The sequence below is a fragment of the Thiemannella venezuelensis genome (assembly GCF_014203605.1).
GTDB classification, from domain to species: domain Bacteria; phylum Actinomycetota; class Actinomycetes; order Streptosporangiales; family Streptosporangiaceae; genus Planomonospora_A; species Planomonospora_A venezuelensis.
Genome location: NZ_JACHJJ010000008.1, coordinates 175561 through 195406, shown reverse-complemented (window position 1 = coordinate 195406; position 19846 = coordinate 175561). Strand labels below are relative to the sequence as shown.

18 protein-coding genes are annotated in these 19846 nt (G+C 70.8%); 10 read left to right on the top strand and 8 right to left on the bottom strand.

The window, feature by feature from the left end; translation table 11 throughout:
* Positions 1–4 precede the first annotated feature (4 nt).
* From FHS22_RS39240 to FHS22_RS14675, 5 genes are all read left to right on the top strand, one after another.
* The gene (locus tag FHS22_RS39240; RefSeq protein WP_184942005.1) at positions 5–1132 is read left to right on the top strand and encodes an RDD family protein; all 1128 of its coding nucleotides are present in this window, start codon (positions 5–7) and stop codon (positions 1130–1132) included.
* Positions 1133–1346: 214 nt separating this feature from the next.
* Positions 1347–1850: an RDD family protein gene (locus FHS22_RS14690; RefSeq protein WP_184942004.1), complete on the top strand. Its 504-nt coding sequence runs from the start codon at positions 1347–1349 to the stop codon at positions 1848–1850.
* 541 nt (positions 1851–2391) lie between these two features.
* Positions 2392–2727, top strand: a complete 336-nt coding sequence (locus FHS22_RS14685) for a histone-like nucleoid-structuring protein Lsr2 (protein ID WP_184942002.1) — start codon at positions 2392–2394, stop codon at positions 2725–2727.
* A 289-nt stretch (positions 2728–3016) separates the two neighbouring features.
* Positions 3017–5524: an ATP-dependent Clp protease ATP-binding subunit gene (locus tag FHS22_RS14680; RefSeq protein WP_184942000.1), complete on the top strand. Its 2508-nt coding sequence runs from the start codon at positions 3017–3019 to the stop codon at positions 5522–5524.
* A 409-nt stretch (positions 5525–5933) separates the two neighbouring features.
* A complete protein-coding gene (locus FHS22_RS14675; protein WP_184941998.1) occupies positions 5934–6884 on the top strand; it encodes a TIM barrel protein in 951 nt (316 codons plus the stop codon).
* 45 nt (positions 6885–6929) lie between these two features.
* On the opposite strand, the gene FHS22_RS14670 is transcribed toward FHS22_RS14675, so the two are convergent.
* On the bottom strand, positions 6930–7805 hold the full coding sequence (locus FHS22_RS14670; RefSeq protein WP_338047752.1) for an HhH-GPD family protein: 876 nt from the start codon (positions 7803–7805) through the stop codon (positions 6930–6932).
* Between the two features lie 103 nt (positions 7806–7908).
* On the opposite strand from FHS22_RS14670, the gene FHS22_RS14665 reads away from it, so the two are divergent.
* Positions 7909–8589: a hypothetical protein gene (locus FHS22_RS14665; protein ID WP_184941994.1), complete on the top strand. Its 681-nt coding sequence runs from the start codon at positions 7909–7911 to the stop codon at positions 8587–8589.
* Positions 8590–8616: 27 nt separating this feature from the next.
* Here FHS22_RS14665 and FHS22_RS14660 read toward each other — a convergent pair whose 3' ends face one another.
* The 6 genes from FHS22_RS14660 to FHS22_RS14635 form a co-directional block, all read right to left on the bottom strand.
* The gene (locus FHS22_RS14660) at positions 8617–9294 is read right to left on the bottom strand and encodes a DUF305 domain-containing protein (protein ID WP_184941993.1); all 678 of its coding nucleotides are present in this window, start codon (positions 9292–9294) and stop codon (positions 8617–8619) included.
* 67 nt (positions 9295–9361) lie between these two features.
* Positions 9362–10165, bottom strand: coding sequence for a lytic polysaccharide monooxygenase (locus FHS22_RS14655; RefSeq protein ID WP_184941991.1), 804 nt, complete (start codon positions 10163–10165; stop codon positions 9362–9364).
* 312 nt (positions 10166–10477) lie between these two features.
* The gene (disA, locus tag FHS22_RS14650; protein ID WP_184941989.1) at positions 10478–11563 is read right to left on the bottom strand and encodes a DNA integrity scanning diadenylate cyclase DisA; all 1086 of its coding nucleotides are present in this window, start codon (positions 11561–11563) and stop codon (positions 10478–10480) included.
* Between the two features lie 280 nt (positions 11564–11843).
* Entirely contained in the window at positions 11844–13241 is a 1398-nt protein-coding gene (gene radA, locus FHS22_RS14645; protein ID WP_184941987.1) for a DNA repair protein RadA, read from the bottom strand.
* 97 nt (positions 13242–13338) lie between these two features.
* Positions 13339–13653 carry a thioredoxin gene (trxA, locus tag FHS22_RS14640; protein ID WP_184941985.1) on the bottom strand — a complete coding sequence of 105 codons (315 nt, stop codon included), beginning with the start codon at positions 13651–13653 and terminating at the stop codon, positions 13339–13341.
* Positions 13650–14030: a MerR family transcriptional regulator gene (locus FHS22_RS14635; RefSeq protein ID WP_184941983.1), complete on the bottom strand. Its 381-nt coding sequence runs from the start codon at positions 14028–14030 to the stop codon at positions 13650–13652. Before FHS22_RS14635 ends, trxA begins: the two co-directional genes overlap by 4 nt.
* 233 nt (positions 14031–14263) lie before the next feature.
* Here FHS22_RS14635 and FHS22_RS14630 point away from each other — a divergent pair, with 233 nt between their 5' ends.
* A complete protein-coding gene (locus FHS22_RS14630; protein WP_184941981.1) occupies positions 14264–14860 on the top strand; it encodes a phosphatase PAP2 family protein in 597 nt (198 codons plus the stop codon).
* A gap of 39 nt (positions 14861–14899) precedes the next feature.
* Here FHS22_RS14630 and FHS22_RS14625 read toward each other — a convergent pair whose 3' ends face one another.
* The gene (locus FHS22_RS14625) at positions 14900–15598 is read right to left on the bottom strand and encodes a class I SAM-dependent methyltransferase (RefSeq protein ID WP_184941979.1); all 699 of its coding nucleotides are present in this window, start codon (positions 15596–15598) and stop codon (positions 14900–14902) included.
* Between the two features lie 279 nt (positions 15599–15877).
* On the opposite strand from FHS22_RS14625, the gene FHS22_RS14620 reads away from it, so the two are divergent.
* From FHS22_RS14620 to FHS22_RS14610, 3 genes are all read left to right on the top strand, one after another.
* A complete protein-coding gene (locus tag FHS22_RS14620; RefSeq protein ID WP_184941977.1) occupies positions 15878–16690 on the top strand; it encodes a sugar phosphate isomerase/epimerase family protein in 813 nt (270 codons plus the stop codon).
* A 56-nt stretch (positions 16691–16746) separates the two neighbouring features.
* Complete coding sequence (locus tag FHS22_RS39235) at positions 16747–17388, top strand: TetR/AcrR family transcriptional regulator (protein WP_184941976.1); 642 nt, start codon at positions 16747–16749, stop codon at positions 17386–17388.
* A 202-nt stretch (positions 17389–17590) separates the two neighbouring features.
* The gene (locus FHS22_RS14610) at positions 17591–19708 is read left to right on the top strand and encodes a (Fe-S)-binding protein (RefSeq protein WP_184941974.1); all 2118 of its coding nucleotides are present in this window, start codon (positions 17591–17593) and stop codon (positions 19706–19708) included.
* Positions 19709–19846 lie beyond the last annotated feature (138 nt).

Below are 19846 nucleotides of genomic sequence, written 5' to 3'. Positions count from 1 at the left end.
CGCGGTGAGTACCGGACAGCCGCCGTATCCGCAGGATGAGCCCGACCGCGATCGCACACCGTCGGGGCAGCCGGAATACGGACAGCAGAACACGGGCCGGAGCGGGCTCGACCCGGACGTGACGATCGTGGGGTACCGCTCGGAGAACACGGGTTCCGGACAGGCCCAGCCCGGCTACGGCCAGCAGCAGGGCTACGGCCAGCAGGACTACGGTCAGCAGCAGGGTTACGGTCAGCAGCAGGGTTACGGTCAGCAGCAGGATTACGGCCAGCAGCAGGGTTACGGCCAGCAGGCCGCCCAGCCGGGCTACGGTCAGCAGCAGGGCTATGGCCAGCAGGCCGCCCAGCCCGGGTACGGCCAGCAGCAGGGCTACGGTCAGCAGGCCGCCCAGCCCGGGTACGGCCAGCAGCCGGGCTACGGTCAGCAGCAGGGCTACGGTCAGCAGGCCGCCCAGCCCGGGTACGGCCAGCAGCCGGGCTACGGCCAGCAGCAGGGCTACGGTCAGCAGGCCGCTCAGCCCGGGTACGGCCAGCAGCCGGGCTACGGCCAGCAGCAGGGCTACGGCCAGCAGGCCCCCTCCTACAACCAGGGGTACGGCCCGCAGGGCGCGATGCCCCCGGGCGTGCCCGCCCCGCTCGCGGAGTGGTGGCAGCGCCTGGTGGCCCGCATCGTCGACGGCGTCATCCTGGCGATCCCGATGGTCATCCTGACCTTCGTGCTGACCGCCGTCCTGGTGACCGCCCCGTCGTTCAACGCCGCGACCGGCGAGCTCGACGCCGGCGGCGGGGTGCTGCTCGCCTCCATCATCACCTCCATCATCGCGGGCGTGATCTTCTTCGCCTACGAGTTCCTGATGCTCAAGCAGGGCGGCCAGACCATCGGCAAGAAGGTCATGGGCATCAAGGTGGTCCCGATCGGGAGCGCCTCGACCGCGGGCGGCCTCTCCTCGGACGCCGCCATGAAGCGGGCCGGCGTGATGTACGGGCCGTACCTGGTGAACGGCGTGCCGTTCGTCTCCTGGATCGCCAACATCTTCTCCCTGGTGAACGTGCTCTGGCTGCTGTGGGACAAGCCGTACCAGCAGGCCCTGCACGACAAGGTCGCCACGACGGCGGTCGTCAAGGTCAAGTAGTCCCCTGATTGTCGGGGCCGGCGGGAGGAACCGCCGGCCCCGCTTTCGTATACGGCCGGAAAAGGTGTGGAGTAACCCCCGGCGGGCAGATCGCTGTGGAGGCCTGAACCGATTCACCGGGGAAGGGGGCGCCATGGCCGTCCCTTCACGCCGCGGTGCGGACAAACGCCGGGCCCCCGCGTCTGCCGCGGCCGCGGGCCCCCCTCCGGCCGCGGTGGAAGAGCCGCCGCCTTCCGGGGCTGTCGCGTCCCCCGCCGATTGGCGGGAACGGCTGGCCGCACGCGCCATCGACGGAGCGGCCTTTGCGGTGCTCTACTGGATTCTCTCGCTCGTGTTCCACGCCGTCCTCGCCTCCGGGGACGCGGACCGCGGGACGGATCCCCGGGCGCTCCCGGGGTTGTTCGCCGGGCTGATCGCTTTCGGCGCTTATCTGCTCTATGACTGCGCGGCGCATGCCAGGAGCGGCCGTACCGCGGGCAAGAAAGCGATGGGGATCCGGGTGGTCTCGTACGGCGGCGCCGCGCCGTCGCCTTCCGCGCTGATGAAGCGGGCGGTTCTCTGCCCCGGGGTTCTCCTCGCCTCGGGCATTCCTCTGCTGAACCTTCCGGCGGCGGTCCTGGGCTTCGCGGCCGGTCTCTTCATCCTCCTCGACCTGCCGCTCAGGCAGGGACTTCACGACAAGCTGGCGGGTACCGTCGTGGTCAAGGACCCGCGCTGACATTGCTCTCCGCCACTCGGTGATCAACTGTTGATCACTCCGCGGGCTTTTTCCCGGTGCTTTCCGGGGCCGTCTGGTAAGACGCCTGCCCCGACGTATTAAGCTGTGGGGCAAGGGTATGGCGCACCCTGTCAGGCAGATCGTGCCTGCGGGCCGCTATGGTCTTCTGTGAGCCGATCCGCTCGCTGCGAGCGGCTCCCGGCGGGCCGGGATCCCGCCACCGGAATTTCAGGTCCCGATTGTCGGCCGTGCGGAGCGAGGACATGTACGAGGTAATAGCCGCGCTGACGCCGCCCGTGGTGGTGGGCGGGGCTTTTGTGTATGGAGTTTTCAAGCTCTTCCGCAGTGAGGCTGCCGGTCGCCGGCCTTCGAAGCCAATCGACAAGGCCGAGTCGCAGAACGGCTGAGGGCACTTCCTTCCCCTCTCCCCTTCTTCCTCCGAGTTCGCTGGGAATCGCCCGGCTTCCTGGAATTGCTGCCCGGTCAGGGCGGGTATATGTTTGGCTAGCAAGAAACAATGCTCCGTGAAAGGGTTGCATACATGGCCAAGCAGATCCAGGAGATTCTCATCGACGACCTCGATGGGGGCGAGGCCAAAGAGACCGTCGCCTTCGCGATTGACGGCACCAGCTATGAGATTGACCTGAGTGACGAAAACGCGAAGAGGCTCCGTGACTCTCTGGAGCCTTTCCGGGCCAGTGCCCGCCGTTCCGGCACCGTGGCGGTCCCCCGCCGCAAGCGCGCCGGAGGCACGCGGACGCTGACGCGGGAGAAGAGCGCCGACATCCGGGCGTGGGCCAAGTCCCACGGCTACACCGTCAGCGAGCGCGGCCGGATCGCCGCCCAGATCGTCCAGGATTACGAGCAGGCTCACTGATCGGCGGTCGGCGGAGCGGTTCGCCGGCCGGAATCATGCGGTTATGGCGGTCACGGTGGGGTCCGGTGGCGGCCATGACCGCATGACGCGTTTCAAGGTCGATAAACGTCGTTCGCTTGCGGCGTATCGGGAACATCGCACCCCCGACAAGTAGTTGGATGGTGCGTGAACGCCCTGCTCTCGGGGAACGTCTTCTGCATAGAGCGGTCGCCGGGTCGGGGCTACCATGCGGGAGGACAGGGCCCGGATATCCCGGACCTTGACTGACCGCTCTGTGAGGAGCGACGAGATGTTCGAGAGGTTCACCGACCGCGCACGGCGGGTTGTCGTCCTGGCCCAGGAAGAGGCCCGGATGCTCAACCACAACTACATCGGTACGGAGCACATTCTTCTTGGTCTGATCCATGAGGGTGAAGGCGTTGCCGCCAAGGCTCTGGAGAGCCTCGGCATCAGTCTTGAGGGTGTGCGGCAGCAGGTCGAGGAGATCATCGGCCAGGGCCAGTCTGCGCCGTCGGGGCACATTCCCTTCACCCCGCGCGCCAAGAAGGTCCTTGAGCTGTCGCTCCGCGAGGCCCTGCAACTGGGGCACAACTACATCGGCACCGAGCACATCCTGCTCGGCCTCATCCGCGAGGGCGAGGGCGTGGCGGCCCAGGTGCTGGTGAAGCTGGGCGCCGACCTCAACCGGGTCCGCCAGCAGGTCATCCAGCTGCTCCACGGCTACCAGGGCAAGGAGCCGGCGGCCTCGGGCGGGCCGCAGGAGGCCGCGCCGTCGACCTCGCTCGTGCTCGACCAGTTCGGCCGCAACCTGACCCAGGCCGCCCGCGAGGGCAAGCTGGACCCGGTCATCGGCCGCGACAAGGAGATCGAGCGGGTCATGCAGGTCCTCTCCCGGAGGACCAAGAACAACCCGGTCCTGGTGGGCGAGCCCGGCGTCGGCAAGACCGCCGTCGTCGAGGGCCTGTCCCAGAAGATCGTCAAGGGCGAGGTCCCCGAGACGCTCAAGGACAAGCAGCTCTACACCCTGGACCTGGGCGCCCTGGTGGCGGGCTCCCGCTACCGCGGTGACTTCGAGGAGCGCCTGAAGAAGGTCCTCAAGGAGATCCGCACCCGCGGCGACATCATCCTGTTCATCGACGAGCTGCACACGCTCGTCGGCGCGGGTGCCGCGGAGGGCGCGATCGACGCCGCCAGCATCCTCAAGCCGATGCTGGCCCGCGGCGAGCTGCAGACCATCGGCGCCACCACCCTGGACGAGTACCGCAAGCACCTGGAGAAGGACGCCGCCCTGGAGCGGCGCTTCCAGCCGATCCAGGTGGCCGAGCCCAGCCTCAGCCACACGATCGAGATCCTCAAGGGGCTGCGCGACCGCTACGAGGCCCACCACCGGGTCTCCATCACCGACGGGGCCCTGGTGGCCGCCGCGCAGCTCGCCGACCGCTACATCAGCGACCGGTTCCTGCCGGACAAGGCGATCGACCTCATCGACGAGGCCGGCTCGCGCATGCGGATCCGCCGCATGACCGCCCCGCCGGACCTGCGCGAGTACGACGAGAAGATCGCCAACGTGCGGCGCGAGAAGGAGTCCGCGATCGACGCGCAGGACTTCGAGAAGGCCGCGGCCCTGCGCGACCAGGAGAAGCAGCTCCAGCTCAAGCGCGAGCGCCGGGAGAAGGAGTGGAAGGCCGGCGACATGGACGTCGTGGCCGAGGTGACCGAGGAGCTCATCGCCGAGGTCCTGGCCACCGCCACCGGCATCCCGGTCTTCAAGCTCACCGAGGAGGAGTCCCAGCGGCTGCTCCGCATGGAGGAGGAGCTGCACAAGCGGATCATCGGCCAGGAGGACGCCGTCAAGGGCCTGTCCCGGTCGATCCGGCGCACCCGCGCCGGCCTGAAGGACCCGCGCCGCCCGGGTGGCTCGTTCATCTTCGCCGGCCCGTCCGGCGTCGGTAAGACCGAGCTCTCCAAGTCGCTGGCCGAGTTCCTGTTCGGGGACGAGGACGCGCTGATCATGCTGGACATGTCCGAGTTCATGGAGAAGCACACCGTCTCCAGGCTGTTCGGCTCCCCGCCCGGTTACGTCGGGTACGAGGAGGGCGGGCAGCTCACCGAGAAGGTGCGGCGCAAGCCGTTCTCCGTGGTCCTCTTCGACGAGATCGAGAAGGCCCACCCGGACATCTTCAACTCGCTGCTGCAGATCCTGGAGGACGGTCGCCTGACCGACGCCCAGGGACGCGTGGTGGACTTCAAGAACACCGTCATCATCATGACGACCAACCTCGGCACCCGGGACATCTCCAAGGGCATCGGGGTGGGCTTCGCGAAGTCCAACGACACCGAGTCGAACTACGACCGGATGAAGGCGAAGGTCCAGGAGGAGCTCAAGCAGCACTTCCGGCCCGAGTTCCTCAACCGCGTCGACGACATCGTGGTCTTCCACCAGCTGACGCCGAAGGAGATCATCAAGATCGTGGACCTCATGCTCGCGCAGGTCGCCGAGCGCCTGAAGGACCGCGACATGGGCCTGGAGGTCTCGCAGGAGGCCAAGCAGCTGCTGGCCGACCGGGGCTACGACCCGGTGATGGGCGCCCGGCCGCTCCGCCGTACGATCCAGCGCGAGCTGGAGGACACGCTCTCCGAGAAGATCCTGTACGGCGAGCTCCGCCCCGGCCAGGTCGTGAAGATCGCGATCGAGGGCGAGGGGGACAACGCCAAGTTCGTCTTCAACGGCGAGAGCATGCCCGGCAACAAGGTTCCGGACTCGGCCGCGTCCATCGTGGAGCCGATCCAGCACTGATCCCGGCGCGCCGGGGCGGACGCGAGTCCTCCCGGAGGCCGCCACCGGATCACGAGAGGGCGAAGGCAGACCCCGTGGTGAGGATGCTCACCACGGGGTCTGCCTTTTCGTTATCCAAGGGAGTCCTTTCACCACCAAATGTAGTACTACACTCTGTAGAGCGAACTGGACCACTCCCTGCCGCCGGCTCACCAGCCGACCGCGCACGGCGGGGCCGGTCGCGGGATCAGCCCAGCGGCGTACCGACGAATCAACTCCGGGAGTGACGCGGAGACCGGTGCCCGCGCGGGATGATCCCGGCGGACCGGGTCGAGTTCCCGGGAGAGAAGGGACTCCCGGCTCATGAGGCCGGGACCACGGGTGTGGGGCGATCGGGTCTCTTACACGGAGCATGCCTGGGAGGCATCGGATGCGTTTGCGGCACGAGGACGGGACGCTCGTTCACCTGGCCTACAACGCGGGTGTGCACCCCGCGGAGGACCTGGAGAACCTGATCGCGCACCTGACCCGCTACGCGGTCCCGGTGCGCAAGCGCCTGGGCGTGGAGCGGATGGGGGTCGGCCTCTGGCTCTCCCCGAGCGTCGCCGACCATCTCACCGCCGACCGGATCGAGCTGGTACGGCTCCGCCGCTCCCTGGAGGAGCGCGGCCTGGAGGTCGTCAGCCTCAACGGCACCGGCGGCCGCAACCAGGACGCCCCCGGCCCCGACTGGGCCAAGCCCGAGCGCTACCGCTACACGATGGCCCTCGCCAGGATCCTGGCCTTCCTCCTGCCGGAGGACGTGCGCTTCGGCAGCATCTCCACCATCCCCATCGGCTGGCGCCGCGACTGGCCCGCCGACCTGCACACCATCGCGTCACGCCGGCTGGAGCGGCTCTCCCGTGAGCTGCGCGGCCTGCACAGCGTGACCGGCAAGACCATCAGGGTCGGGTTCGAGCCCTGGCCCGGCTGCGTGCTGGAGACCACCGAGCAGGCCCTGGAGCGCGTCTGCGGCATCGACTCCGAGCACCTCGGGGTCTGCCTGGACGCCTGCCACCTCGCAGGAGGCGCCGAGGAGCCCGGAGAGGCCCTGCGCGGCCTGGCCGCGGCGGGAGCGCCCGTGGTCAAGCTCAGCCACGTCCACAACCACGTGGGCGAGACCTGCCGGGAGCTGCCGAGCACCCGGTCGGTCCTGGAGGACACCCTGACCGCGATGCTCTCCGGTGCGGTGAACGGCACCGCCCACATCGAGGTCGAGGCCCACGACCTCGCCGCGCCCATGCGGGCCAAGGGCCCCGGCGCGCTGGTCAGCGCGCTGGCCGAGGAGCTCGACTGGGCGCGCAGCAACCTCACCGCCCTGGGCCTGCGCCTGGCCGCGTAGCCGCCCCGGCCGCGGGAAGCGCCGGGGAGCCCGGAGAAGCCGAGGTCACGCCGGGAGGCGGTAGGTGCCGTCCTGGAGGACCTCGGCCAGCCCGTCGGCGACCAGCCCGTCGAGGGCGCGCTCGCGCTGCGGGGCGTCGTCCCAGACCGCGTCGAGGGCGGCCTTGGGCACCGGGCCGTGGGCCTGGCGCAGGACGGCCAGGAGCCGGCCGCGGCACTGCCGGTCGGTCCCGGCGTAGCTCTGGCCCCTGCGGACGGGCCCGTCGTAGGCGGGCTTGCCCGCCAGCCGCCAGGCGCACAGGCCGCTGATCGGGCACTCGGCGCAGCGGGCGGTGCGGGCCGTGCAGACCAGGGCGCCCAGCTCCATCACGGCGACGGCCCAGACGGGGGCGTCCTCGGGGCCGGGCAGGAGCGAGGCGGCGAGCGCGCGCTCGGCGGCGGTGGTGGCCTTCGGCGGGTACTCCTCGCCGGAGACGGCGCGGGCCAGGACCCGGCGCACGTTGGTGTCGAGCACGGCGTGGCGGCCCTGGAAGGCGAAACTGGCCACCGCGGCCGCGGTGTACTCGCCGACGCCGGGCAGCGCCAGCAGGGCGGCGTGGTCGGCGGGCACCTCGCCGCCGTGGCGCTCGACGACGGCCCGGGCGCAGGCGTGCAGGTTGAGCGCGCGGCGCGGGTAGCCGAGCCGGCCCCAGTGCCGCACGGCCTCGCCGGGCGGTTCCGCGGCGAGCGCGGCGGGCGTGGGCCAGCGCTCCATCCACTCGGTCCAGACGGGGAGCACCCGGACCACGGGCGTCTGCTGCAGCATGATCTCGCTCACCAGGATCGACCAGGGAGTGGCCGCGGGGGCGCGCCACGGGAGGTCGCGGGCGTTTGCCGCATACCAGGTGAGGACGGGATCGAGGAGAGGATTGGCCTTGGACACCTCTTGACGATAGTGCGGCTCACTCCCAGCTTCGCCCGTTGAAACGGTATAGGGCGCGGCGGGTCCTGCCTTGCCGCCCGGCATGAATCCCCATACTGTGCGCATGGATCCGGACACGTTCCGCAGCGATATCGGGGTGGACGTCTACTGGCGGCGGCGGCTGACCGCGCTCATCGCCGTTCTCGTGCTGGTCGCCGTCGTGGCATGGGCCTGCTCCTCGTCGAGCGGCCCGCAGAACGCCGCCAGGCCGCAGGCGGCGGGCGGACCGACCGAGCCGGGCGGGCTGCTGGCCGGGCTGCCCACGGCCGCCGTCACCCCGGCGGTCCCGTCGCCGTCGCCGTCCCCGACGGCGAAGCCCAAGCCGGCCAAGCCCTCCCCCCCGCCCAGGCGGCCGGGCGACGCCTGCGACACCGCCGACCTCGTGCTGAGCCTGCAGAGCCAGGGAGAGGTCTACGGGGCGGCCGACCGGCCCCGGTTCGTCCTCACCCTCGTGAACACCGGCAAGGTGATGTGCACGGCCGACGTGGGCCCCAGGACGCTGGAGGTCCGCATCACCTCCGGCGCCGACCGCGTCTGGTCGTCCGCCGACTGCGTGAGCGGCGAGACCGACGAGATCCGCAGGCTCGAACGCGGCATCCCGTACGTCCAGCTGACCGAGTGGGACCGCCACAGGTCCGGGTCCGACTGCAGGGCGAAGCGGGTCGCGGCCCGGCCGGGCACCTACGTGGCCGCGGTCCGGGCTCCCGGCCTGAAGAGCCGGAAGGCGGTCTTCCACCTCCGCTGACGGGAGCCACCGGATGGCCGACCGGTCTCAGGAGGCCAGGTGCCCGAGCATCTCCCTGATCTGCGCGGAGCGGGACCGGTCGATCATGCGGGCCAGTCGCTTGACCCCGGGGTGCCTGCCGGTGCGGATCTCGGCGCGGGCCATCTCGACGGCGTTGTGCTGGTGGGCGATGAACACGTTGAGGAACCGGGTGTCGAAGCCGGCGCCGCTCATCCTCCTGAGCGTGGTGATCTCTTCCGGACTCGTGGTGTGCAGTGCGGCGTGGTCGCCGTGCGCGTGGCCGCTCCCCGCGAGGGGCTGGTCCCAGTCGTACAACCAGCGGGTCATGGCCGCGACCTCGTCCCGCTGTACGGCTCCCGCCTGCGCCGCCAGCTCCTTCACGCCCTGCCGGGCCGAGCGGTCCGTGACCAGACCGGCCATCTCCATGCCCTGGCGGTTGTGCGCGACCATCATCTGCAGGAACACCACGTCGGCGGCATTGACGTCGCCGGTATCGACGTCGCGGGCATCGGCGTCGCCGGTATCGACGTCGCGGGCATCGGCGTCGCCGGTATCGACGTCGCGGGCATCGGCGTCGCCGGTCGCGGCGGCCTGCGCGGTTCCCGCCGTCGGCGCGGTGCCCGCGCCGTACGTGCTCTCCGCGGTGCCGCAGGCGGGGAGCGCGAGCAGGCCCGCGGCGGCGAGGACGGCGGCGAAACGCTTCATCGATCGTCTCCGATGGGGAGACCCCGGCCCTGGGGGCCGGGGTCCGCTGCGGTACGGCACGGGCCGGTCAGCCCAGGCGCTTCCAGAGCGCGGGGACCAGCGGCGGCGCCCAGTCACCGTAGGCGGTGTGCGACTGGATGCAGCGGTACTTGACGCCGCGGTAGGTCACCACGTTGCCGATCACGTACTTCCCGCCCCGCTTCCACGTCCCGGCGGGGGTCGTGGGGTGGGTCGTGGGGACCGCGGTGGGCTTCGGGACCGAGGTCGGGCTCGGGAGCGGGGCCGGGGTCGCGGTCTTGGTGGGGGTGGGGGCGGGGGTGGTGGGCTTCTGGGTCGGGCTGGGGGCGGGGGTGCCGCCGCCGGTGCCGCCGACCTGCAGGTCGATGCAGGAGTAGAAGGCGGCGGCGGTGTCGGCGATGTTCCAGACGGCCAGGACCTTCTGCTTGCCGCTGTAGCCCGCCAGGCTGACCTTGTGGGTGACCGTCGCGCCGGGCTGCTTGCCGCCGTCGTTGAAGGTCGCGATCAGCTTGTCGCCGATGTAGTACTGCCAGGTGCTGGTCGCGTGCCGGGCGGTCAGCACCCAGTTGAAGTCGACGCTGGTGCCGACGGCCGTGGTCGGCCAGGCCTTCGTGTCGTCGTTCAGCTCGGCGAAGCGGGCGACGCCGCCGTGGCAGGTGCGCTGGCCCTTGGCGCCCTCGACGCTCTGCGGCTCGTACTTGACGGCGCCGCAGGAGACCTTGCCCTGGGCGCAGAAGGCCTGGCGGCTCGGCGGTGACGACACGTACCCGTGGGCGGAGGCCGGCGTGGCGGTGAACACCGTGGCGCCGAACGCGAGTGCCGCGGTCGCAGCGAGCGTGGCTGTCCTTCTCAAAATGTTGTCCTCGGGGTGGGGTGGCGAAAAGGGGGGCCTCTCGGGGGGATCCACCGGAGGAGACCCTCGGTGCGCAGGAGGCTGGATTTTTTATAACAGCGAGAAGGAAGATTGATCATTATATGGACCTTAAATGCGGTTTAGAGGATCCATAACCTCAAAAAAGACGATCTTCTATGTCGTATTTCCCCAGGTCAGGAGAGGTTCGCCTGTCTCGGGGCAGGGGAGCTCCTCCGGCCGCGACGCCGCGCGGGGCGCCGCAGGACGGACGGCGGGACCGGGCCGGCGGGGCGGCCGGCGCCCGCCAGGGTCTCAGACGTAGCGCTCGAGAATGGACGACTCCGCCATGCGGGAGAGCCCTTCGCGGATGTGGCGGGCCCGGGTCTCGCCGACCCCGCCCACCTCCTGGAGGTCGTTGGTGCTGGCGGCCAGGAGCTTCTGCAGGCCGGAGAACTGCTCCACCAGGCGGTCGACGACGGGGGCGGGCAGGCGCGGCACCTTGGCCAGCAGCCGGTAGCCCCGGGGGCTCACCGGGCCGTCCAGGGCGTCGGCGCCGGTGTGGCCGAGGACCTGGGCCACCTGGCACAGGTCGAGCAGGCCTGCCGGGGAGAGCTGGTCGAGCTCGTGCAGGGCCTCGGGGAGCGTGCGGACCCGGCGGCCGGTGGTGGGCAGGTAGTCGCGGACGACGAGCTCGCGGTCGGCGTCGGTCCCGGCGACCAGTTCGTCCAGCTGGAGGGAGAGCAGGCGGCCGTCGGTGCCGAGCTCGACGACGTAGCCCGCGATCTCGTCGGCGATCCGGCGGACCATCTCCAGCCGCTGGACGACCGCCGCGACGTCGCGGACCGTCACGAGGTCCTCGATCTCCAGCGCCGAGAGCGTGCCGCAGACCTCGTCCAGGCGGAGCTTGTAGCGCTCCAGCGTGGCCAGGGCCTGGTTGGCCTTGGACAGGATGGCCGCCGACTCCTCCAGGACGTAGCGGATGCCGTCGAGGTAGAGGGCGATGATCCGCATGGACTTGCTGAGGGAGATGACGGGGAAGGAGGTCTGCACCGCCACCCGCTGGGCGGTGCGGTGCCGGGTCCCGGACTCGTCGGTCGGGATGGACGGGTCGGGCATCAGGTGCACGGCCGCACGCACGATCTTGTGGTCGTCGCAGTTCAGCACGATGGCGCCGTCCATCTTCGCCAGTTCGCGCAGGCGCGTCGCGGAGAACTCGACGTCCAGCTCGAACCCGCCGCTGCAGATCTTCTCGACCGTGCTGTCGTAGCCCAGCACGATCAGGCCGCCGGTGTGCCCGCGGAGGATGCGCTCCAGGCCGTCGCGGAGCGCGGTGCCCGGCGCGAGCGAGGCCATGACGGCCCTGCGGCGCTCGTCGAGCCCCTTGTAGGTTGCTGCCACTTGACTTCCTCCCCCGGCGGAAGCTGGGGGTTCCCACCCTCGCAGGCGGGCCTTCCTGCTTCGCAGGCGATTGCCGTTCCGGTCAAGGCTAGGGACGGGGAACCGCCCAACGGTCTTACACAGCCTCCACAGGCTTCACATCCCGCCGACCCGGCGGTAGGTCAGACGGTATCCACCATCGGACGGCCCCAACCTACCAAACCGCATGGCGCCGTGCCGTGTTTCCGCCCGAGGCCGCTCCGAGGCCCCTCCGGGGCCGCCCGCGGGCCGGGCGGCGCGCTCAGGTGACGTGGGTCAGCGCGTCCCAGACGTTCTCCGCCTCGACGACGTCGAACCCGGGGGCGAAGCTCGTGGAGCCGCCGTTGACCCGGACCAGGGAGCCCCCGCCCCGGCCCTTGCCGACGTCGAGGGAGCCCATCGGCACCAGGGCGCGGGTGAAGCCCAGCCGGGCCGCCTCCGAGAGGCGGCGGCGCACGTCGCGGACCGGTCGGAGCTCCCCGGCCAGGCCCACCTCGCCCAGCACGACCAGCCCCGGCGGGAGCGCCCGGTCCCCGGCCGCGCTGGCCACCGCGAGCATCACCGACAGGTCGATCGCCGGGTCGCTGAGCTTGATGCCGCCCACGGTCGCGGTGAACACGTCGCAGCCGCCGAGTTTGGCGTTGAGCCGCCGCTCCAGCACGGCCAGCACCATCGTCACGCGGTAGGGGTCGAGCCCGGAGGAGGAGCGCCGGGGCTGCTGGGCCTCGGTCCGCGCGACCAGCGCCTGGACCTCGGCGGGCAGCGGGCGGGTGCCCTCCATGGTGACCGTGACGCAGGTGCCGGGGACCGGCTCGGTGCGGTGGGAGACGAACAGGCCGCTGGCGTCGGTGATGCCCTCGATGCCGCCCTCGTGCAGGTCGAAGCAGCCGACCTCGTCGACCGGGCCGTACCGGTTCTTGACCGCGCGGACCATGCGGAGCCGGGAGTGGCGGTCGCCCTCGAAGTGGAGCACCACGTCGACGAGGTGCTCCAGCGTCCGGGGGCCGGCGATCGAGCCCTCCTTGGTGACGTGGCCGACCAGGACCGTGGACATGCCGCGCTCCTTGGCCATCCTGACCAGGTTGCCGGCGACCTCCCTGACCTGGGTGACCCCGCCGGGCACACCGGTCGCCTGGGCGGAGCCGATCGTCTGCACCGAGTCGACGACGAGCAGGCCGGGCTGGACCTTCTCCACGTGCGTCACCAGCGCGCTCAGGTCGGTCTCCGCCGCGAGGTAGAGGGCGTCGTGGATCGCGCCGATCCGGTCGGCCCTGACCCTGACCTGGGCGGCCGACTCCTCGCCCGTCACGTAGAGCACGGTCTGCTGGTTCGCGATCTTGGAGGCCGCCTCCAGCAGGAGCGTGGACTTGCCGATGCCGGGCTCCCCGGCCAGCAGCACGACCGCGCCGGGCACCAGACCGCCGCCGAGCACCCGGTCGAGCTCGGGCACGCCGGTGCTGCGCGCGTGCGCGACCTCGGCCTTGACCTGACCGATCGGGACCGCCGGAGCCGAGACCGCCCCGCCGGTGGCCACGGTCACGCCGGAACGGGCCGACTCCTCCTCGACCGTCCCCCAGGCCTGGCACTCGCCGCAGCGCCCCACCCACTTGGCCGTCTGCCAACCGCACTCGCCGCAGCGATAGCCGACCTTCTTCGCCATGGCCGCACGCTACCGGCCCGCACCGACAACTTTCACCGCCCCGGCGTACCGCGGGCGGTGAAAGCCGGTGCGCCCGCGGATCCCGGCGGCTCCCGGATCAGATGTGGCCCTCGAGGTCGGCCAGGAGCATGCGCTTGGGCTTGGCGCCCTTGATCTGCTGGACGACCTCGCCGTTCTTGAAGAGGCTGAGCGTGGGCAGGCCGAGGACCCCGTACCGGCTGGAGATCTCCGGGTGGTCGTCGGCGTTCAGCTTGGCGATCGTGACGCGGTCGCCGTACTCGGCCTCGATCTGCTCCAGCACCGGCGCGATCATCTTGCACGGGCCGCACCACTCGGCCCAGAAGTCCACCAGGACGGGCTTGTCGCTGCCCAGGACCTGCTCGGCGAAGTTGTCGGCGGTCAGAGTGATCATTTCTTCTCCTGCTCTCTCGGTGGGCACCCGGGGCAGGCCGTGGTGAGCTGCGCGGCCACCTCGGCCCGGCGGGCCAGGAGGGTGCGGATCTCGTCGTCGATCTCGGCCAGCTTCCGCCGGTAGACCGCGACCGACTCCGGGCACGATCCGCCCGAGGAGTGCCCCGCCCGCAGGCAGGCCACGAACGGCCTGGCGTCCTCCAGCGTGAAGCCGACGGTGAGCAGCGAGCGGATCTCGGTGACGAGCCTGAGGTCCTCCTCGCCGTACTCCCGGTAGCCGTTGGCCGCCCGCCGCGCGGTGATGAGCCCCTGCTGCTCGTAGTAGCGCAGCGCCCTGGTGCTGATCCCCGCCCGCCGGGCGAGTTCCCCGATGCGCATCCGGCCCTCCTTGTGCCGTCACCGTAATCGTTGACGTCAACGTCAAGGTCAAGCCCGGCCCCGATGTTCCGCGCGGGGGCCTCCGCCGCGGCGGCGCACGCGGGGAGGCCGGCCGCGCCGGAGGCCGATCACCCCCGGAGGGGCCGTCATGCGCCGGAAAGGGGGCGGGACGCGCGGGAAAGATCTAGGATCGTCTGTTCATCCGTCGTTCATCGTCGTTCAGGGGGCCGGACGTGTACCGCGACATCGTCGAGTTCGCCCGGAGCACGCCCGGGTGGCTGCACGCCTTCGCCGAGACCGGCACCGACGCGGGACTGTTCGCCTTCGCCGCGCTGTTCGTCCTGGCCTGGTGGCGGGCCCGGCGGCGGCCGCCGCGCGACATGGCGCTGGTCCTGCTCGGCCCGGTGGCCGTGGTCCTCGTCTACCTGTTCAGCGAGGTCGTCAAGATCCTCGTCCGGGAGGACCGGCCGTGCCGCGGGCTGGTGACCATCGCGGCCTGCCCGGAGGCGGGGGACTGGTCGTTCCCGAGCAACCACTCGGTGATCGCCGCGGCCGCGGCCGGCACCCTCGTCCTGGCCTGGCGCGCGCTGGCTCCCCTCGTGCTGCCGCTGGCCGCGCTGATGGCCTTCTCCCGGGTGTTCGTCGGCGTGCACTACCCGCACGACGTCGCGGCCGGGTTCCTGCTGGGCGTGGCACTGGCCCCGCTGCTGGTGCTGCTGCTGGTGGGGGCGGGCACCCCGCTGGTGCGCCGGTGGGGCGGGTGGATGATGGCCGCCCCGCCGCACGGGCCCGACCTGCCGGTGGGCGGGGGCGCCGCGGGCCGCCGGTAGCCCGCCGCGGGTGCGCCGCCGGTACGGCGGGGCGGCCCCTCAGTAGAGCTTCCAGCGCAGGAGGTTGGGGTAGGCGATCTCCAGGCCGGGGGTCTCGGCGATGGCGCGTTCGGCGACGGCCGGGGTGAACTCGATGCGCAGGACGGACTCCAGGTCGGCGCGGCGCTCGAAGGCCATGCGGAGGTCGAGCCGCTGGGTGGTCCAGCCCTGGCGGGACCAGAAGTCCTCCACGGACCTGGCGGAGTAGGCCGGGATCGACTGGCTGAACCAGCGGCCGAAGGCGCCCCGGGAGGCGTCGACGTCGATGACGAAGGCCGCGCCGCCGCGCCGTACGACCCGGGAGAGCTCGGCCAGGCCGGGCTCGCAGCCGGGGCCGAAGAAGTAGGCCCAGCGGGCGATCGCGACGTCCACCGAGGCGTCGGGGAGCGGTACGGCCTGCGCGGTGGCGGCGTGGACCTCCACGTTGGGCAGGGCCCGGCAGCGGCGCCCGGCGAGCTCGACGAGGTCGGCGTGCGGTTCGACGCCGATCACCCGGGCCGCCGTGGCGGACAGCCGGGGGAGGTGGTAGCCGGTGCCGCAGCCGATGTCGAGGACGGTCGCGCCGGTCCACGGGCGGACGGCGGCCATCGCGGCCTCGGCCCGGCCCTCGGGGTCGACCGCCCGGTTCTCCAGCTCGTAGACGTGGGGGGTGTTCCAGATGTTGGGGCTGGGGATGGCCCCTTTCATGAACCGCGGCATGCCCTCACCGTAGCCAGGGATCCGGGCGGGCCGTCCGGGCGTGCGGGGGCGGCCGAGTCCCCGGGCGCTCCGGGCCGTGACCTGGGGTGCTCCGGGCGGGATCCGCCGCGCGCCCGAGGCGGGCCCCGGAGGGCCGGGCGTGTGATCTCGGCCGCACGGGGGTGGGCGGACGCCATTCCTTTCCGGGCACGCTTAGGCTGGCACTGTGAGGGATCGAAGCGAGCGAGCCGGCGGGCACCGAGGCGTTCGCGGTCGCGGACGCGAAGGCAGGGAGTCTCGATGAGCGTCATCCGGGTGCCCAGCGCGAAGATCGCGCTCTCCACCGCGTCGGTCTATCCGGAGCGCACCCCGGACGCCTTCGAGCTGGCGGCGCGCCTGGGCTACGACGGCGTTGAGATCATGGTGGGCGCCGACCCCGTGAGCCAGGACATCGACGTGCTGGAGCGGCTGGTGGACCACTACCAGCTGCCGATCCTGGCCATCCACGCGCCCTGCCTGCTGGTCACCCAGCGGGTGTGGGGCAAGGACCCGTGGGCCAAGCTGAAGCGCGCCCAGCAGGCCGCCGAGCGGGTCGGCGCCAAGACGGTCGTGGTGCACCCGCCGTTCCGCTGGCAGCGCGACTACGCGCGCGACTTCGAGGTCGGCCTGGCCAGGATGCGCGAGGAGACCGACGTGGTCTTCGCGGTGGAGAACATGTTCCCGCTGAAGGCGCGGGGCAACAAGGTCGTGCCGTACTCCCCGGACTGGAACCCCGTCGACTACGACTTCCCGCAGGTCACGCTGGACCTGTCGCACACGGCGGTCTCCGGCTCCGACGCCTGGGAGATGTTCACCAAGCTCGGCGACCGCCTGGCCCACCTGCACCTGGCCGACGGGGTCGGCATCCCCAACCGGGACGAGCACCTGGTCCCCGGGCGGGGCAACCAGCCGTGCGCGCCGATCCTGGAGCGGATGGCGGCCAACGGCTTCGGCGGCCTGGTCGTGCTGGAGATCAACACGCGCAAGGCGGCCAGCCGTACCGAGCGGGTCGACGACCTGGCGGAGGCGCTGGCCTTCGCCCGGCTGCACCTCGCGGCCTCGGCCAACGCGTGAGCGAGCGGGGCGGGCGCGGCGGCGGCGCGAGCGCGGACGGCGGCGGAGAAGGCCGGGTGAGTGACGCGGCGCCGGGGAACACGACGCCGGGGAACACCGCGCCGGAGAACACGGCGGCGGGGCGCCGGCGGCCGGGACGCAGGCCGGGGTCCGCGGACACGCGCGGGGAGATCGTGGCGGCGGCGCGCAGGACGTTCGCCGAGAAGGGGTTCGACAAGGCCACGATCCGGGGGATCGCCGGCGCGGCCGGCGTGGACCCGGCCCTGGTCCACCACTACTTCGCGAGCAAGGAGGGCCTGTTCGTCGCGGCGATGGAGCTGCCGGTCGATCCCGCGGAGGTCGTCCCGCTGCTGCTGGCCGGGCCGCGCGAGGAGACGGGCGAGCGGCTGGTCCGGCTCATCCTCACGATCACCGCCGACGCCGAGGCCCGCCAGCCGGTGCTGGCGCTGATGCGCACGGCGATGACCAACGAGCGGGTCGTCGGCATGATCCGGGAGTTCATGACGCACGCGCTGCTGGAGAAGGTCGCCGAGGCGCTGGAGATCCCGCCGATCCGGATGGAGGCGGCGTTCGCGCAGATGTTCGGCGTGGTCCTGGTGCGCTACGTGATCCGGCTCGAACCGCTGGCCTCGGCCGGGCTGGAGGAGCTGGTCGAGCTGCTCGCCCCCACGATCCAGCGCTACGTCGACGGATCCTGAGGGGCCGGGGAGCGTAATCTCCGGGGATTCGCGTATTCTAGAGCATTGTTCCGGAGTGCAAATTGACCATATGGTGACCACGGTTACCGCGGGTCCTATGCCGGACATAAGTTACTCATGGGTAGGATCCAGGGTGACCCCTTGTCACCGTGGATGACCGGCGGTCATACGCTGGCAGCCAACGCCGTCTGTGGGAGGACCCGTGCTCTGGGTAGCCATCATCGGGCTCGTCATGACAGTCGCCGCGCTCGCGCTCGCCGCGCGCCGCGTCCTGTTCCTGTACAAGCTCGCCGTCATCGGCCCGCCCGCCCCCGAGCGGATCGAGTACGCCAGGAACAACGTCGGCGTCGAGGTCAAGGCCCAGCTCGTCGAGGTCTTCGGGCAGAAGAAGCTGCTGAAGTGGACGCCCTCGGGCGTGGCGCACTTCTTCGTCATGTGGGCGTTCCTCATCCTCGGCACGGTCTACGTCGAGGCGTACGGCGCGCTGATCCAGGGCGCGATCACCGGCACGCCTGACTTCCACATCCCGATCGTCGGCACCTGGCCGGTCCTGGGCTTCCTGCAGGACTTCATCGCGCTCGCCTGCCTCCTCGGCCTGGCCGCCTTCACGGTCATCCGGATCAAGAACTCCCCGAAGAAGCTCGGCCGCGGCTCCCGCTTCTCCGGCTCGCATCTGGGCGGCGCCTGGCTCGTCCTCATCATGATCTTCAACGTGATCTGGACGCTGTTCCTCGCCCGCGGCGCCGCGGTCAACACCGGCAACTTCCCGTACGAGTCCGGCGCGTTCGCCTCCGAGGCCGTCGCGAAGCTCCTGCCCGCCAGCACCCTGCTGGAGGAGATCGGCCTGCTCCTGCACATCGGCGTCATGCTGGTGTTCCTGGTCATCGTGGTGAACTCCAAGCACCTGCACATCTTCACCGCGCCGCTGAACGTGCTCTTCTCCCGGCGCCCCGACGGGCTCGGCGCGGCGCAGGAGATGCGGATCGACGGCAAGGTCGTCGACTTCGAGGACGAGGACCTCGACGGCGACAAGCTGGGCCGCGGCAAGATCGAGGACACCACCTGGAAGGGCTTCCTCGACTTCTACACCTGCACCGAGTGCGGCCGCTGCCAGTCGCAGTGCCCGGCGTGGAACACCGACAAGCCGCTCTCCCCGAAGATGCTCATCCTGGACCAGCGCGACCACGCCTTCGCGGTCGCGCCGTACCTGATGATGAGCGAGGAGCAGCGCGCGCACGCGGGCCAGGACGTGCTGGCCCTGCTGGAGAAGCCGCTGGTCGGCGAGGAAGGCGTCATCCACCCGGACGTGCTGTGGTCCTGCACCAACTGCGGCGCCTGCGTCGAGCAGTGCCCGGTGGACATCGAGCACATCGACCACATCCTCGACATGCGCCGCTACCAGGTGATGGTGGAGTCGAACTTCCCGTCCGAGGCCGGCGTCATGGTCAAGAACCTGGAGAACAAGGGCAACCCGTGGGGTATGTCCGAGATGAAGCGGGCCGACTGGATCGAGGAGCTCGACTTCGAGGTCCAGCTCATCGACGAGAAGATGCCCGAGGACACCGAGTACCTGTTCTGGGTCGGCTGCGCCGGCGCCCTGGAGGACCGGGCCAAGAAGACCACCAAGGCCGTCGCCGAGCTGCTGCACATCGCGGACGTGAAGTTCGCGGTGCTCGGCCCGATGGAGGCCTGCACCGGTGACCCGGCCCGCCGCCTGGGCATGGAGTTCCTCTTCAACATGCTGGCCCAGCAGAACATCGAGACGCTGAACGAGGCCGGGGTCAAGAAGATCGTCGCGACCTGCCCGCACTGCTTCAACACCCTCGCCAACGAGTACCCGCAGCTCGGCGGGACCTACGAGGTCGTCCACCACACCCAGCTCCTGGCCAAGCTGGTCGACGAGGGCAGGCTGGTCCCGGTCACCCCGATCGAGGAGAAGATCACCTACCACGACCCGTGCTTCCTCGGCCGCCACAACAAGGTGTACGCGCAGCCCCGCGACATCATGGCCAAGGTGCCCGGCGTCAAGACGCAGGAGATGCACCGCCACAAGGACCGCGGTTTCTGCTGCGGCGCCGGCGGCGCGCGGATGTGGATGGAGGAGCGGCTCGGCAAGCGCATCAACACCGAGCGCGTGGACGAGGCGCTGACCACCGACCCGGACACCATCTCCACCGCCTGCCCGTTCTGCCTGGTCATGCTGGGCGACTCGATCAACGAGAAGAAGAACTCGGGCGAGGCCAAGGAGACGCTGGAGGTCGTGGACGTCTCCCAGCTCCTGATCAAGTCCATCAAGGGCGAGCCGGTCGAGGCTTCCTGACCCGGTCTCCGGGATAATGACGATCATGATTGGGTGCGGCCCGCACTTGCGGGCCGTACCTGACTGTGGTCAAGTATTCGCGAAAAGGACGACAGGTCCGAAACTCTTCCTTCTGATTACGGAAAAATCACGGTAACC

Bases quoted from the DNA above. Each gene is read 5' to 3' on its own strand.
- radA (WP_184941987.1), bottom strand. From the start codon at position 13,241: ATGGCGAAGAAGGTCGGCTATCGCTGCGGCGAGTGCGGTTGGCAGACG.
- FHS22_RS14675 (WP_184941998.1), top strand. From the start codon at position 5,934: ATGCGTTTGCGGCACGAGGACGGGACGCTCGTTCACCTGGCCTACAAC.
- FHS22_RS14665 (WP_184941994.1), top strand. From the start codon at position 7,909: ATGGATCCGGACACGTTCCGCAGCGATATCGGGGTGGACGTCTACTGG.
- trxA (WP_184941985.1), bottom strand. From the start codon at position 13,653: ATGATCACTCTGACCGCCGACAACTTCGCCGAGCAGGTCCTGGGCAGC.
- FHS22_RS14680 (WP_184942000.1), top strand. From the start codon at position 3,017: ATGTTCGAGAGGTTCACCGACCGCGCACGGCGGGTTGTCGTCCTGGCC.
- FHS22_RS14685 (WP_184942002.1), top strand. From the start codon at position 2,392: ATGGCCAAGCAGATCCAGGAGATTCTCATCGACGACCTCGATGGGGGC.
- FHS22_RS14620 (WP_184941977.1), top strand. From the start codon at position 15,878: ATGAGCGTCATCCGGGTGCCCAGCGCGAAGATCGCGCTCTCCACCGCG.
- FHS22_RS14635 (WP_184941983.1), bottom strand. From the start codon at position 14,030: ATGCGCATCGGGGAACTCGCCCGGCGGGCGGGGATCAGCACCAGGGCG.
- FHS22_RS14625 (WP_184941979.1), bottom strand. From the start codon at position 15,598: ATGCCGCGGTTCATGAAAGGGGCCATCCCCAGCCCCAACATCTGGAAC.
- FHS22_RS14660 (WP_184941993.1), bottom strand. From the start codon at position 9,294: ATGAAGCGTTTCGCCGCCGTCCTCGCCGCCGCGGGCCTGCTCGCGCTC.